Source organism: Arenibacter sp. ARW7G5Y1 (assembly GCF_003201775.1).
Taxonomy (GTDB): domain Bacteria; phylum Bacteroidota; class Bacteroidia; order Flavobacteriales; family Flavobacteriaceae; genus Arenibacter.
Genome location: NZ_QJJZ01000028.1, coordinates 1 through 15,022 on the forward strand (window position 1 = coordinate 1; position 15,022 = coordinate 15,022).

The following is a 15,022-nucleotide window of genomic DNA, read 5'->3' on the forward strand; positions in this document are numbered from 1 at the left end:
ACGACGGAAATATATACCCATGTAGCAACAAATACTTTTAAAAATATAAAAAATCCACTAGATTAGTGGTGTAGACAAAATAGGAATATACACACTAGTGACTATATACAATTGTTGGCAAACATTTTGTTCGAGCAGTAGAACTTGTCCTTAATCCACAAATCCGAGGACCAAAACTCGGACGGAGTATTGCCCCAACACTCATACGCAAATGGATTTTAGCTTGATTCGGAGGGCTACGGAGGGGTGCGCAAGGCCTTCTTACTCGGACGCACTCAGTACGCACTCAGTACGCTGGCCTTTCTTACTCGCACGGATAATAAAAAAACGATTTGCCAACAAAACCTATGAAGTAATGCGGGATCTGGTGTTCGATTCCAAGTTTTGACTATATTTATGAGACCGCAAAATCTTTCCGATTTTGCTTTTGAAATAATAAAGAAAAAAGAAAACGCAAAGCTTTTGCTTGGTGCATGACGGAATGGCAAGCGCAGATCCGCCCCCCGCACTACTCATAGCTCAGACCGTTGTAGCCAATTAAAGAATCACTCGAACTTTATTTGAAATTCGAGTGATAATTGAAAAATAACTATTTGTTCAATCGTTGTTTTACTGATTGAACTGTGTCTAAAACGGACTTTTCAAAAGAAATCGGCTTCCAATTGAACACTTCCTTTGTTTTGCTAACATCTGCGTCATAAGTGTTTCCAATAAAAGGCTTCATACCTTTTAAATCGCTATTAAAATTAGACATAAATTTTAATAAGAAATTTGGACCTTCTAAAGTGCTTACTTTAGCATTTCCATTTGATTTTAAGATTTGAGCCATTTCTTTAAACGAATATGGATTTTCAGTTGCAACAACAAATCGTTGTCCATTAGCCTTCTCATTCTCTAAAGCCTTAACGTGAATATTGGCAATATCTCTTACATCTGACATATTAATGCGTACTTTGGCAAGCATTGGCATTTTACCAGTTATCATATCCTTAACAATACTCATTGATTCACCAGAGAGTTTATCTGACAAGGTTGGTCCCCAAATAGGACCTGGATTAATAACAACCAATTCTAACTTGTTATTCCCTTTTTGAGTTTCTATAAAATCCCAAGCACTCTTTTCTGCAAGTGTTTTACTTTTTACATAAGCGGACATATTTTTAGCATTTGGATTAGTCCAAGTACCTTGTTCTATGTTTAATGACTTATTTGCATCACCAAACATTGCAACTATAGAAGAAGTTAAAACCACTCTCTTAACACCTGCTTTTTTAGCAAAATTTAAAGCACGTTGTGTACCTTCAATAGCAGGCTTTATCAGCTCGTTTTCATCTTTAGGCTCACTTGCCACATAAGGAGAAGCAATATGTAGCACATAGTCACAATCCTGCATTGCTTCCGCCCAACCTTCGTCTTTTAAAAGATTAAGTTCACAAAACTCTAAATTACCATTGGGCTCAACTTCTTTTCGAATTGCTCGTGTTAATTCGTCTCTTTTGGATAAATTCCTAACTGAACCTTTGACTGCATATCCATTTTTTAATAATTCCACCGCTGCGTGCAGACCAACATATCCTGAAATTCCTGTTACTAATACTTTTTTCATTTTATCAAATTTTATTTACATCAAATTATTACTTGCACATCGCAAGCAAAGATAATATATTACTTTTATTTTGCAAGCAATAAATAAAAAAATGTATTTTTACAAAATAATTTTAAGGTAATACAAAATTGAAAATGGAACATAAATTTAGATGCGACTGCCCAATTACTAGTGCAATTGATATTATTGGAGATAAGTGGTCTCTAGTAATTATTAAGCAAATGCTGACTGAAAATAAAAAAACATTTAAAGATTTTATTGAGAGTGAAGAAGCTATCGCAACAAATATTTTGTCTTCGAGATTAAAAATGCTTGAGGAGTTTAAAATTATAATAAAGGGAAAACTTCCTGAAAACAAAAAAACAAACATATACACATTAACAGAAAAGGGAATTGAACTTACACCATTAATTGTAGAATTAATAATTTGGAGCGATAATAACCTACGAGAATTTCATTCAGATTTATATGCAGGAGAACAGATAGAAATGATAAGAGGTAACAAAGAACAGTTTATTGAAAATATAATAGAAAATTACAAGAAAAAAAACTGGCTACAACACCGTATATAATTTATTGCTGGCTTCTTACCTACTTGCGAAAGTCCTCGCGGACTTTCTTGGTCGGTAATTATTTAATAAATTAGTTGCTTAAACCACGCAACAAACCATATACAAACACGTTGCCATTCATTGTAAAAAAACATTTTTGCGGACTTCAGGATTGCTCAAATGGACTTTTTGGGAGCTATCAAAATTGAAAAGGGTATTTCGACTAGGCGGAATTTAAAATATGTACTCAGGAATTCTTACTCTGACGGAAATTGAAAATCAAAAAGGGAATTCTTACTTGGGCAGAGTGGAACCGCAAATGAATTTTTTAGCAAGTTTGTGAAGGAAAAACCAACTCTAAAGGAATTAAAAACAGACCGCACGACCGTCGATTTTTTTCGGTATTTTAAAGAAGCACTACGTAGGAATTAACAAAGTTTGCTAAGAAATAATCAGACCAACCTAACTCGAAACAAAGTAAGAAAAACAATCCACAAAAATATTTGCAAATATTTTAGAAAAGTCTTCTTGACCTTTTGTCCCTCATACTTCGAGAGTTTATACCTTTATTGTTAAAGTGAGCTATAATAGTCCAAACCAAAGCAACTGCCATAACCGAAGCCATAGCAATATTCATATCAGTTACATTATTTATAAATTCTTGTAAATCCATAAAATAAATATACAAAAAAAAATTAAATTTTTGGTCAAATTAAAAGACAAACTACTGATTTTAAACAAAATACAAACTTTTACTCGATTGGAATTGAAAACCTTATGGTAGAATGAACCAACCGAACTCAATCGAAACCTTTAAAAGAATAAATTGAATTTAAATTGAGAAAAAAACAACGAAATGGCAACAATGGCTATAGCAAATAGGGCATAAAGTGATATATTTAATGGTTTGGGCGTATTTACTAAGTCCGCCAAATCTTTTGGATTTGGCAATTAAAAAAATAAAATAATTACAAAACAAAAAGCTCTGGCTCGTAGACCAGTCGGAAACGAAAAGTTTCCTTACCTGCCCTACTTGCCATAGCCTGACCGTTGTAGTGCATTTTGACGCAACCAAAATAAAAATTCAATATCTAGTTGATAAACGAATTATGAAAAAAGTTTTCGTGATTATTTTAATGGGATTCTTAGTTTTCAGTTGTTTGAGTGATGATGATGACGGAATTGACTGTAAGCTTTTTGACCCCGCATTTCCATCTTTGTATATCAGAATAGTTGACGCTACTGGTGTTAACCTAATCGAAAATGGAACTATTGACTCTGAGAATATAACGGTTCAAGGAGACTTTGCAAATGCAGGGTTTCGATTTGTTCCAGCAGATGAATTTGCAGTCCCTGACGCGGACATTAGAGAGTTCGATAACTCGCTGAATCTGTACATACCAAATGAATCATCATTTCAGTACTCCATTAATTTAGATGATTTTGAGACTATTAATTTAGGTTTTAATGCAGAGCTAACAAGAATACCTTGTGACATAACCTATTTTACTCCTACTAGTGTTACTTTTAATGAGGAGCCAATAGAACTTACGAAAATGTCATCACTTCAACTTTTGGTGATAATAGAACTGTAAAAAAACGCACTACAACACAACCTATAAACAATACGGGCTTCGGGTTTAACCACGCTTGCAGCGTGGCAGGTCGAAAGGTTTGTGTATTTTTATGATGTCCGCAAAATCTTTTGGATTTTGCTTTAAACAAGGAAAAGAAAAAACAAAACAAAAAAATTTTGCTATGTATGTGGCGGAAAGTAAACGCTAGTTTACTCCCGTACTGTTCATAGCTAAACCGTTGGCAACAAGCTGAAAAAAATTACAAAAAAAAGAGCTAAATGTACGTATAACCCAATTTCTTGCATATTATCAAAAAAGTCAAAGCGTCAATCAAATAAATGTTCATATTGGCATAATATACCCTTTAAGAACTTATGCTTAAAAGCTACCCAATTGTTTTATTTTTTTTGTTGTCCAATGTGATTTCAGCACAAATAACTTTAACTCATAACATTGGAAATACGCCAATAAAAACCGACATAACTTCTTGCCAATATGAAGAAGCTTGGGCAAGAGCTTTTACACTTGCTGATTTTGGTATCTCCACTGCAGACCAATTTATTATTACTTCTGGGCAAGTGGCAATTAGCAATTCATATGATGGTGCAAGATTGGTTTTTAACTTTTATAGCTTAAACTCGGAAGCACCTGAAAAAAATCCTCAACGTATAAGCTATGGAAACTTGGTATTTGCTCCCGAAATAGGGGATACACCTGAAATTGTTCAGATTGATTTTAGTACACCAATCACGGTTCCCGCCGGAGTTGAAAGAATCTTGGTGGAGGTAACTCAGATGGATGATATTTATAATGATGATTATAAGGAAGTTCTTATAGCAGGTACAGCATTTGATAATGACACCTCTTGGTTTAAAGGATGTAGGGAATATTACACCCATACATCTACAGAAAACATAAGTCCCGCGGTGCCCGATGCCAATTTCTTTATAAATGTAACTGGAGAAATTCGAAACATAGCCAGTAGTGGTTCATCTGTAACCGTATCGCACAATGTATGTGATGATCTTATAGAAACAAGTATTCACTCATGCTCGTCATCCTATATTTATTGGGCAAGGGATTTTTATTTGGAGGATTTTGGTATTTCTACCAATGAGGAATTTGTCATTACCTCAGGACAAGTAGGCATTAACAAAGTAGGTTGGTTACCAGAAATTAGTTTTAATGTTTATGCCATTGATGATAATTTTCCCAGTTCTTTTTCAGAAACCACTTTGATAGGAAGTAGCCAATACCAAGAACTATCTCCTAATATAGACCGTAATTCACGAATTATTAACGTAAACTTTGAGACACCTGTGGTTGTTCCTGCCGGTGTTGAAAGAATTTTGGTAGAAGTACACAAGGGAATCGTTTACGGCGATGGATTGGCTTTTATAGCTGGTTCATCGCAAGATACTGGTGTTTCATGGCAAAGAGGCTGTACCAGAACTTCTTCCGAACATGATTTTGGACTCAATGAATATGTATCTACTGTTGATTTTGGGAGGCCAGATGCGAAATTTTATATTAATGTTACAGGAGACGTAAATCACGTAACGAATAATTTTTCTATGAACATTTCAAATGTCTGTTCTGATTTTTTAAAGGAATTCAGTGTTGCACCCGCTACCAATATAGCCTCCATAGTTTGGAATTTCGGCGATGCAGCTTCTGGTGCCGATAATAACTCAGTGGATGTTTCTCCGTTTCATGATTTTTCTAGTGATGGTACGTATACAATTTCCGCTACAGTCACGGCTAACGATGGAAGTACTGAAGTGCTAACGGAAACCATAAAGGCTAAGGAACCTCCAAATGCTTACGGCATTGATAATGTTTACGCTTGCGAAGACAGTTTTAATACTGGTATTTCATCATCATTTAACCTAGGGCAAGTAACCCAACAGGTTCTTGGAGGCCAAAATAATATGAAGGTTACTTTTATTGATGGGAGTGGTAATGAATATTCCACACTGCCAAATCCGTTTACCAATACAATAAGAGACCAAGAAACCATAAGGGTAAGGGTTGCACATATCAATAATCTCTGTTGTTATTCCGAGACCACTTTTGACCTAATTGTGAACCCAATTCCTGATCTATCCTCGGTTTCTGACCTTTTTATGTGCAGTAATGATGCCAATGGGTATGCTACATTTGATTTAGAGCAAGTGCAAAATGACATTATAAATAATGGTAATGCAACTTTGGTTACGTTTTATCGAGAAAACGGAAATCAAATTCAAGCACCATTAAACGCAGTAGAAAACCTAACAATGAACGAGGAGGAAATAACCGTTCGTGCATTTGAAAACAGTAACAACTGCTACAATGAGACCACCTTTAAACTTTTGGTAAATTCATTGCCCGTTGCACATAATTTAAACATGATAATTGGCTGTGATGACAATAATGATGGTATTTCGGAATATTTTGATACTTCAACAATTGTATCTCAAGTAGTTGGTGACCAAGAAGGTATGTTAGTGTCTTATTTTGATACTAATGGTAATTCATTGCCAAGTCCTTTGCCAAATCCGTATACCAATACTTTAGCAAATGAAGAAACTATAACGGTCAGAGTAACAAATACGCAGACATATTGTTATGACGAGACACCTTTGATTTTAAAAACATCTAAACAACCAGAACTCAACATGCCTTCTATAGTTTATGCATGTGGTTCGGATAACGGATTCGCCAGTTTTGATCTTTCACAAATAGAATCGGAAATTATAGGTAATCAAACAGGTATAAACCTCTCATTTTTTAATGCAAATGGAGATCAATTGCCTAGTCCGCTACCTACATCATACGAAAATAGTATCGCTTGGAATGAGACTATTAACGTACGTGTAGAGAATTCAATTAATTCATTGTGTTATGCAGAAACAAGTTTTGATTTAATAATAAACGAACCGCCAACAACAATCTTGGAGCCTAGTTATTCATTATGTCATTTGGAGCCTTCCTTAGTTATCCAAGTAGAAAATGATTTTGATTATTATAGTTGGGTATATGAGGATGACAATATAATTTCTGAAACCTATGAAGTAGAATTGATAAATGCAGGAGAATATACCCTTACTATTGGTAAAACTACTAATGGGATATATTGTGAAAACAAATATAATTTTGAATTTTTAAGGTCTGCCCCACCTACAATTACTGAGGTAAGGCATAAGGGCATATCCGATAATAATTTCATTGAAATCGTTGCGACTGGTGATGGTGATTTTGAATATTCCATAGATGGTATCAATTATAAGGAAAGTAATTATTTTACAGATGTTCTAGGCGGCAACTATATCGTAATGGTAAGGGATAAAAATGGTTGTGGTCTAGATAGTGAGGAAGTTACGATTCTTGATTATCCTAAGTTTTTTACGCCAAACAATGACGGTAAAAACGATTATTGGCAAATTTATGGGATTGATAAATTTCAAAATTCCTACATTTATATTTATGACAGATATGGAAAGTTATTAGCTCAACTATCCCCAAATGATTTAGGCTGGGATGGTTTATTCAATGGTAAACAAATGATATCCAGTGATTATTGGTTCAAAGCCTATCTTGAAAATGGAAATATATTTTCAGGTCACTTTACACTAAAAAGATAAAGCCAGTTGCCAACACGGTGTATAAAACATAGCTAATAAGTGCTTAACAGAAAGGTTTCTGTATATTTAGAAAGTCCGCCAAATTTTTAATTTGGCTTTTAAAAAAGAGAAAATTAAAAACAAAATATAAAAATTTGGCTCTGTGTTAATCCGAAAAGTTAGTGTCTTTTTGCACGCTACATTTCATACACAAAACCGTTGACAGCAAGGTAAACTCAAAATATATATTTATGAAAACATTGTTCGCTTTAATCGCAATTTTGCTTTGTTATTCTTATGTGCTGTCTCAATCTGATTCTTTGTTGAGGTATAAAGACAGTATTGTAAGTAATCCGACACAGGCAAATATTAATCCCGATTCAGTAAAGACAAAAGTTCGCGCAGACAAAGATTTAGAACCTAAAACAACACCAGTTGAAAAAGATATTTGGACATCATTTGACAAAGCTTTAGAGCCTGTGATGGCAGCGACATTAGCTGGATTATCTTTAGCCGCATTTGCCCTATTTTTGAGTTTGCTTGTAAAGTCAAGGGAGGAACACAATGCACTTAAAAATGATTATTTATCGATAAAAAATGAAATAAATAAAAAAGATTTAGATAACAAATCTGTTGTGGATTTAAGTGGAGAACTGGAAGTAATGGAGCCGATAATGGAGAAAAAAGAAAAGGAATATAACAATTTAGCACGAGGTGTTAAAGATATAAAACGGTCTTTTTATTGGTTCATCGGCTTTCTTTTTGAGACTTTATCAATAGATATTCTTCAAGAAAAATACTCATTCTTTTTTATGGAATTAGATAGCCAACTTACTACTCAAATTGTTGAAGTATGTATATCTGGTGGACTTATTGGTGTTGGTATATTTTTTCTAATCCGTGGTACAATTAATATGAAAACAGTAGTTTATAGTTAAAAACCCTGCAGCCAACAACATATATAAAACATAGCTATTAAAGGCTTTCCGAGAGGTTTTTGTGTATTTGTTAAGACCACCAAATTTTTAAATTTGGCTCGTGTATAATCCGAAAAAGTCTACGTCTATTAATATGCTACGTTCCATATACAAGACCGTTGCCATTCATTAATCTGTAGCCGTATTTTAGGACGTGACATTGTGACTAATCTCGACGGAAATAAAAATTGAACTAAATGAAAAACATAAAATATCTGTTAATTCTGACTTCGGTAATATTTTTATCATCATTTGCCCATCCAATTTTTGCTCAAGAAAATGACTTCATCAAAGAGTATTTGGAACGATTGGAAAAATCGAAAGAATACTTAATTCTTGTAGCGGAAACAATGCCGGAAGATAAATATGAGTTCAAAGCCACGCCTGAATCAATGAGTTTTGCAGAAAATTTAATGCATATAGGCTGGGCAATGGACTGGCATAGTCAATCATTAATGGGCGGACGTGAAGCGAGAGATTGGAATACAGACACAGAACTCAAAGTCGACGATAAATCGAAAAAAGAAATGATTGTAAAAATCAGCCAGACTTTTAACAAAACAATAGAATTTATTTCAAATTTTGATCCTGATAGACTTGAAGAAAGATTGGATTATTTTGGGGCGGACAGAACAAAAAGGCAGATTTTATTATTGCTTGCCGACCACATAACACATCACAGAGGACAAATGCTTATTTATATGCGACTAAATGGACTTAAACCTCCAAGATATGTTTTATATCAGTAATTACCAGAAATGTAAAAAAAGCAAACGGACTGAAATATAAAATGGAAAAACAACGAAATGGCAACAATGTATAACCGCAATTACGGCGGATTCGACTACGTCCGAATCCACTCGGAATTGCTAACACCTGTGCTAATCCGAAAATTAACGCATATAAACCCGTAACTGACGGTTATACGAGACCGTTGTACTCAATGGTTTAGAAAATCAATTATTTATAGATTTTCAACCTTAGCTTTTCGCCAAAAATATAACGCAAAAATTGTTGTGATTATCGGGAGCATCAATCCATATTCATCTATCCAAAAAGTACTGTTCTCGTTTGTCGAAGTTAGCGGAGTGAATATCTTTTGTATGAATATATTATGAACGGAATGAAAAAGCGCCGAAGGCCATAAACTATTTGACTTAAAAGTGTAGTAAGCCAAAATAACAGACATCCCTAATATCATTACAGTAAACGAAGAAATATGGAATATCACATTACCACTTCCTTTATAGATTAGTAAAATAATCGGCCAATGCCAAATGGACCAAATCAAACCGCTAATTATTGATACACCTCCGAAAGAAAATATTTTCCTAAGTTCATAAATGAAAAATCCACGCCAACCAATCTCTTCGCCCAAAGTAGAACCAATATTTTTCACAACACCTACAATTGACAAAAGAACTACCATCGACAATATAACAATCGGAATACTAAATTCTTCCATTCCCAATTCTTGAGACCATTCTAAAATAGTCTCCTGATTTAGCACACTCCCAAAACTAAAAACCCAAATAAAAACATAAGCTATCGTTATATATAAGACGGGGATTAAATATGATAAGTTGAGATATTTGGACTTTTCTAAATTCCAAGGAAGACTTGAAATAGGTCTTTTCGTAATCTTTAAAGTAGCGAAAGCCGACAATGCGGGACACATCATTAAAGCACCGACATAGATACTCGTTGGATTTAATTTCAGTATTGCGTAATAGCAGATTGCACTAAGTGAAATTAAAATGCCTAAGAATACGAATATTGTTTTCCAGACCTGTTTTCGGACAATTAATTGGTTAGTCATATAAAACTAAGACGGAACAAATCAAATTTTGTTACCTAATAAAAGAATTAATATTAATTTAAGGGAATTAGAATGTACTTAGTCGGACGCTCACCACAGAGTACAACACAACCTATAAACAATATGGCTTCTGGCTTAACCACGCTTGCAGCGTGGCAGGTCGAAAGGTTTGTGTATTTTTATGAAGTCCGCAAAATCTTTTGGATTTTGCTTTGACAGAAAAAAAGAAAAAACAAAACCAAAAGATTTCGCTATGTGTGTGGCGGAAAGCAAACGCCAGTTTGCTCCCGTACTGTTCATAGCCACACCGTTGTGCTTAAGAAAACTCGATATTATTGGAAATTATAGTTGAATTGATATTTAGAGGATTAATTGTAAATGTTTTAGGCGTTTACACTCGATACTATTTTTTTAGTCTAATTGGACAAAAAAAGTCAATTGAATATTTATTGGGAGAAAAAAACAGAAAAGATAGCTCTGATATAGTATCTCAACATTTTTTTAATGTGTTCATTGGATTAATAACACTTGCTATAATCTCATTTGCTATTGCCTATTTAGTTTGGGGAGATTGGAATAATTAATACTAAAAATCTGAAGTGGACAAATTGACTTTTAAAACGGAATCTTATTTAATAAACGGGAAAAACAATGAACGTTTCTTTCCTTTTTTAGAGTTAGAATATAATGAATGGGTTGTAGCCTTACCCTTTTTGTAGCCTTCCCTAAAAATAGGACGGTATAAAATTAGAGCCTATCAATATTATCGTATCCAAACCCAAATCTTACAAAAACTTTGCGCACGGATCCTGATTCAATTTTATAGTGTTCGGGTTGATAAGCGTAAAGTAAAATTGAATCAGGGCGCAGCCTACTTTCGATTTGGAACACTATCCTTTTCTTTGAGCCAATTCCGGTAAGTTAGATAATGTTCTGGATATTGGTTAAAATACCCCTTCAGTTCTGAGTTTGCAGTTTGCTTCCCTCTCAAAAATGCCCTCTCCTTGTGTACTTCCATTTGGGATCCCTGGAATCCCAAATAGCCGATAATTAGAAGGAAAAAAGTCCAAATAGTATACTGGACCCATAGCTGTAGCTTAGGTGTCACCTTGGCTTTGGACAGCTCTTTTTCTATACTCTCCAATGCTCCTCGGATCTTTGAACTTTTATATTCTTCAGCATTTAAGTGCTCTTTTAATAAATGCTCGATCCCTGAAGTGTCGGGCATTATTTTTATATTCTCAACATTGCTTGTAAGTTCCCGTAGTTTGGTCAATGCCTTATTGAACCCGTCCAGCTCATCATGGAGCAGTTCCATTACTTCATCCAATTTTTTATATCCCATGGTTTTACTTTTAATATCCGATTCCTGTGTCGATTGCTCTATTAATTACTTTTTTCAATGCGTTCTTGGCCAAACTCGCCGCTAGGTTGGCGCTCATTTCCACGGTCTTCCCCAATAATTGGACCGAATTACCACCGGTGATTTGTGTTCCAACACCCCTATTCTGGGAAAGCTGACCAATAATCTTTCCCCCGGACATGGAGCGGTGCACTTCGCTTGCCTTGAAGCTCTGGCCCCTATATTCGAACCGGAAGCCCTGCAACCTATTGGCCTTGTTGATACATGGAACAACCTTTACCTCTTCGGCTTTCATGGACTTTATGTAACCGTCAAGTGTTTTCGGTGATCGGTCGTTCATTACCTTGTGGTGTATAGACTTAATTTCCATTCGCAGATGAATGGAATCCAATTCCTTTTCCAATTGTACTTCCCTTACCGTGGTCAGGCCCATTTCCTTGGCTACATTTTCAGCGGCCAATTGGCTGCGTTTTCCAATGAAACTATCGTTGTACGCCCTGCCATCAAAACCGATCCTATTGGCGTAAAGGTGCACATGGGTGTGCGCCTTGTCCCTGTGCACAAAGGCAATGGCCTGTTGCTCCTTCAAATGCATTTCCTTGACGAACCTTTCGGTCAGCTGTTTTAGTTGCTCTTTGTTCAGCCTCTTGCCCTCTTCGGGGGTCGGACTTAGGACAAAGCTCAGGGTATTGTTAGTACACCTGGCATTCTGTTCCTGGATGATCTTGAATTCCTCCGTAATCTGTTCGGGGGTTTCCCCTGCCAGATGTTGGGAGAATACGATCTCGGCATCCTTCTCCTGGTTCCAGCCATAGGACATACTCGCGCCAGTGTGTGCTATCGACTTGCCCTTGCCTATCATTTTCCAAAATTGTTAAGGTGCTGCCTTATGTCCTCCGCCAGTAGTTCTACCTCCTTCGCAAGGGAAGGGTTACGTTTTTTGAACATGTTCCCGATATGGGTAAAGTTGTTCTTATACTTCACCAAAGTTTTATAACACTCCAATTGTTCCGCTGTCAGTCTTTCGACAATAGCATTTTCAAAGGCCGAGCTCCTACAATATTCCGAAAGGGAAATACCGGCCCTCCGTGCCCTTTTTTTTAGTAGCTTTTTCTCGTAGATGGAACACCTGAATCTGATATAGGTCCTTTTCATTTTTTATTTTCTTTGCAACCATCGGGAGCAAAGCAAGATCGTTTTTGTGGCAACAAAAACACATCTTGAATTTGCTGCCCACCTAAATCCTTTGATCCCGAAATGAGCCATTCGTTAATATCCTTAAATCCTGCGTACAAACCTGATCTATCCACAATGTTCTTGGAATGGCCGATTAAGGTTTGGGCTATCTTTTTACCGTTCCTGTCATTGTCCAAATACAGTTCAATATGGTCATACCCCTCCAAGATCTTCTTCGCCCGTTCAACAAATGCGGTCGAGTTCAATACTAAAAAATCATGTCCGTCCTCTAACTTTTTATTGATCTCCGCAATAGACAATAGGTCGAACATGCCCTCGGCAACTATAAGTTTGGCACTACCATTATTGATATGTGTGACATCTTTGGGTGAACTCGAATTCTTCATATAACGGTTCCGAAGTTCCCAACCGCCCGAATCGTTCTTCAATCCAATGGCAAAGTATTTCCTCCCTTTAAATAGGTAATGAACCTCCTTGCAATACAACATTGCTGTGGCAATGGATATTTTCCTTTTATATAAATAGTTGACCAACCCGGGATGACAAATAGTGACTGCATAGTGGATCATAACCCTGGACCGGGCCTTCTTTTTAAAAGATGGTTGCTGTTGAAAAGAAAAAAAGATTTGGCCCTGTTGGATGAGGCTCAGTGCTTCTTTGACGGTCCCATCGGTCAATAGGCAAATCAGATCGATCACATTGCCCCCTTTACCCGCACCATGGTCGTACCATCTATTGAGTACCTTGGATACCTTGAAAGAGGCTTGGGCCTCTGGCCTGAAAGGACTCAGGAACCAAGCTTCTTTCTCCGTTGATCTGGTCGGAAAGTGCCCGAGTTTTGCCAGTGCTTTCTCGATGGGAAAGGCTCGGGCTCTTTCGCACGATAGTTTATGGAATCTTTTTCTTTTCATTAGCAATACTTTTTAACCATTTTTTTGATGTTTTGATGACAATCCGTCCCAAAGCCCCTATTCACGGTGCTTTTCCGGTCATCAAAACATTCATCGATTCATCACTATTATGGTTTTAGGTTTTCCTGGTCGTCATCACTTTTTATTTTGATGAACAAATGATGATATAATGATGAGCACACCAACATCGACGGGCATTGACCTCCCATCAATCTGTCATCGATTCATCAAAATTTTCCAGCAGAAAGGATTTATCCACCGTAAAATAGCGTCCCTTGGCTTCCATCAAATGCATGGTGGCATCCTGCCAGATTACCAATTTGTAGTAGCTGAGGGTATTGTCCTTGTTCTCCAGTTTCCAATCTTTTTTCAGCATTCTTCTTAAATGGGTAATATCGGTCTTGATTCGTGTACGGCTCAATAGCTGAAGTGCATCCAAGGGACATATGTTTATTTCAGTAATATCAAAATGCTCCATGGCTCCCAGTAACAGTGAGGCCAATTCCTTTTCCACCCGGTTACGGTTGTGCCTCACCAGATTCTTCAGGGCAGGTGTTTTGATCTGCCCGGGAGAGAACCACATGCGGGTGATATGCCGTGTGGTCAGAGTACGGCCCTTCAAAAAATATAGGAAAGCGGGTATTTCTTCAATAAGGGCTTCCAAAAAATGGGTATTCTCTTTCTGCAGATGGGGTATCTTCAATACCCAGAACCTGGTCTCGTCCCCATCTATCTTAATAAAGTTGTTCTCATTGTTGCTGCAAAGGATAAACTTGCCAAAGAATTCCACTTCCCTTTTGTCCTTCCCCTTGGCCTCCAACTTGTTGATATTGGTGGTGCTCAGGTATTTGATCCGTTCGGTAAGCTCTTCCTTATTGAACAGCACTTCGTCGATACAGATTAGCAGTTTGTTGGCCCAATCGGCATTGAACTGGCTACCAAAGCTGTCATTGGTCAGATAGGTAAGGTTGTTCTCGAAAATAGCCTTTAACCATTTCAAAAAAGTACTCTTCCCTGTGGATCGCTCCTTGGAGACCAGGCACAGTATGGGCAACATCTGAACTGGTTTGGTGTAGAGCAATTGAAAATAGTCCAATCCCAGCTCATAGTGCCTCCCGAAAATATGCCGGATAAATCCGAGGGAGGTCGAGACGTCCCCCTCTTTCGGTTCTTTGCCCAATGGGGAGTAGGTATTATAAAATTTTTGGTATTCCTGTTTGAAGTCGATGTGGTTCGGTATACAGGTGAACCCATCGTACTTGGGCACCTTGCTCAGGTAATCCTTGCCATGGTCCTGGCGAATGGTCTCAATGTTCCAGTGGGTGAGCACTTCATTGAAATGGCCGGAGATGGTGGGCACCTTGACCATTTTATAATACGCAGTGCCCACCCGGATGTAGGGTATATCTATCATAA

General features: G+C 36.8%; 12 protein-coding genes. 5 read left to right on the forward strand and 7 right to left on the reverse strand.

Features of this window, described 5'->3' with window-relative positions; translation table 11 throughout:
* Positions 1-589: 589 nt before the first annotated feature.
* On the reverse strand, positions 590-1,606 hold the full coding sequence (locus C7972_RS22755; RefSeq protein WP_110358471.1) for an NAD-dependent epimerase/dehydratase family protein: 1,017 nt from the start codon (positions 1,604-1,606) through the stop codon (positions 590-592).
* A gap of 134 nt (positions 1,607-1,740) precedes the next feature.
* Here C7972_RS22755 and C7972_RS22760 point away from each other — a divergent pair, with 134 nt between their 5' ends.
* The 5 genes from C7972_RS22760 (at position 1,741) to C7972_RS22780 (ending at position 9,065) form a co-directional block, all read left to right on the forward strand.
* A complete protein-coding gene (locus C7972_RS22760) occupies positions 1,741-2,178 on the forward strand; it encodes a helix-turn-helix domain-containing protein (protein WP_110358472.1) in 438 nt (145 codons plus the stop codon).
* A gap of 1,088 nt (positions 2,179-3,266) precedes the next feature.
* Positions 3,267-3,752: a hypothetical protein gene (locus C7972_RS22765; protein WP_146216372.1), complete on the forward strand. Its 486-nt coding sequence runs from the start codon at positions 3,267-3,269 to the stop codon at positions 3,750-3,752.
* 356 nt (positions 3,753-4,108) lie between these two features.
* Positions 4,109-7,360: a T9SS type B sorting domain-containing protein gene (locus C7972_RS22770; RefSeq protein WP_110358474.1), complete on the forward strand. Its 3,252-nt coding sequence runs from the start codon at positions 4,109-4,111 to the stop codon at positions 7,358-7,360.
* A gap of 230 nt (positions 7,361-7,590) precedes the next feature.
* The gene (locus C7972_RS22775; RefSeq protein ID WP_110358475.1) at positions 7,591-8,277 is read left to right on the forward strand and encodes a hypothetical protein; all 687 of its coding nucleotides are present in this window, start codon (positions 7,591-7,593) and stop codon (positions 8,275-8,277) included.
* A 236-nt stretch (positions 8,278-8,513) separates the two neighbouring features.
* Positions 8,514-9,065, forward strand: coding sequence for a DinB family protein (locus C7972_RS22780; protein ID WP_110358476.1), 552 nt, complete (start codon positions 8,514-8,516; stop codon positions 9,063-9,065).
* Positions 9,066-9,280: 215 nt separating this feature from the next.
* On the opposite strand, the gene C7972_RS22785 is transcribed toward C7972_RS22780, so the two are convergent.
* From C7972_RS22785 to C7972_RS22815, 6 genes are all read right to left on the reverse strand, one after another.
* Positions 9,281-10,135 (reverse strand): CPBP family intramembrane glutamic endopeptidase, encoded by an 855-nt coding sequence (locus C7972_RS22785; RefSeq protein ID WP_110358477.1) that lies wholly within the window; start codon positions 10,133-10,135, stop codon positions 9,281-9,283.
* Positions 10,136-11,006: 871 nt separating this feature from the next.
* Entirely contained in the window at positions 11,007-11,480 is a 474-nt protein-coding gene (locus C7972_RS22795) for a DUF6730 family protein (RefSeq protein ID WP_110358479.1), read from the reverse strand.
* Positions 11,481-11,490: 10 nt separating this feature from the next.
* Positions 11,491-12,360, reverse strand: a complete 870-nt coding sequence (locus C7972_RS22800; RefSeq protein WP_110358480.1) for a relaxase/mobilization nuclease domain-containing protein — start codon at positions 12,358-12,360, stop codon at positions 11,491-11,493.
* Positions 12,357-12,653 carry a mobilization protein MbpA gene (gene mbpA / locus C7972_RS22805; RefSeq protein WP_110358481.1) on the reverse strand — a complete coding sequence of 99 codons (297 nt, stop codon included), beginning with the start codon at positions 12,651-12,653 and terminating at the stop codon, positions 12,357-12,359. The genes C7972_RS22800 and mbpA overlap by 4 nt, the downstream gene beginning before the upstream one ends.
* Positions 12,650-13,606, reverse strand: coding sequence for a toprim domain-containing protein (locus C7972_RS22810; RefSeq protein ID WP_110358482.1), 957 nt, complete (start codon positions 13,604-13,606; stop codon positions 12,650-12,652). Before C7972_RS22810 ends, mbpA begins: the two co-directional genes overlap by 4 nt.
* A gap of 208 nt (positions 13,607-13,814) precedes the next feature.
* Positions 13,815-15,020 carry a primase-helicase family protein gene (locus tag C7972_RS22815; RefSeq protein ID WP_110358483.1) on the reverse strand — a complete coding sequence of 402 codons (1,206 nt, stop codon included), beginning with the start codon at positions 15,018-15,020 and terminating at the stop codon, positions 13,815-13,817.
* Positions 15,021-15,022 lie beyond the last annotated feature (2 nt).

What these genes read in the sequence shown, in the direction of transcription:
- C7972_RS22755 (WP_110358471.1), bottom strand. Translation starts at nt 1,606, where the DNA reads ATGAAAAAAGTATTAGTAACAGGAATTTCAGGATATGTTGGTCTGCAC.
- C7972_RS22760 (WP_110358472.1), top strand. Translation starts at nt 1,741, where the DNA reads ATGGAACATAAATTTAGATGCGACTGCCCAATTACTAGTGCAATTGAT.
- C7972_RS22765 (WP_146216372.1), top strand. Translation starts at nt 3,267, where the DNA reads ATGAAAAAAGTTTTCGTGATTATTTTAATGGGATTCTTAGTTTTCAGT.
- C7972_RS22770 (WP_110358474.1), top strand. Translation starts at nt 4,109, where the DNA reads ATGCTTAAAAGCTACCCAATTGTTTTATTTTTTTTGTTGTCCAATGTG.
- C7972_RS22775 (WP_110358475.1), top strand. Translation starts at nt 7,591, where the DNA reads ATGAAAACATTGTTCGCTTTAATCGCAATTTTGCTTTGTTATTCTTAT.
- C7972_RS22780 (WP_110358476.1), top strand. Translation starts at nt 8,514, where the DNA reads ATGAAAAACATAAAATATCTGTTAATTCTGACTTCGGTAATATTTTTA.
- C7972_RS22785 (WP_110358477.1), bottom strand. Translation starts at nt 10,135, where the DNA reads ATGACTAACCAATTAATTGTCCGAAAACAGGTCTGGAAAACAATATTC.
- C7972_RS22795 (WP_110358479.1), bottom strand. Translation starts at nt 11,480, where the DNA reads ATGGGATATAAAAAATTGGATGAAGTAATGGAACTGCTCCATGATGAG.
- C7972_RS22800 (WP_110358480.1), bottom strand. Translation starts at nt 12,360, where the DNA reads ATGATAGGCAAGGGCAAGTCGATAGCACACACTGGCGCGAGTATGTCC.
- mbpA (WP_110358481.1), bottom strand. Translation starts at nt 12,653, where the DNA reads ATGAAAAGGACCTATATCAGATTCAGGTGTTCCATCTACGAGAAAAAG.
- C7972_RS22810 (WP_110358482.1), bottom strand. Translation starts at nt 13,606, where the DNA reads ATGAAAAGAAAAAGATTCCATAAACTATCGTGCGAAAGAGCCCGAGCC.
- C7972_RS22815 (WP_110358483.1), bottom strand. Translation starts at nt 15,020, where the DNA reads ATGATAGATATACCCTACATCCGGGTGGGCACTGCGTATTATAAAATG.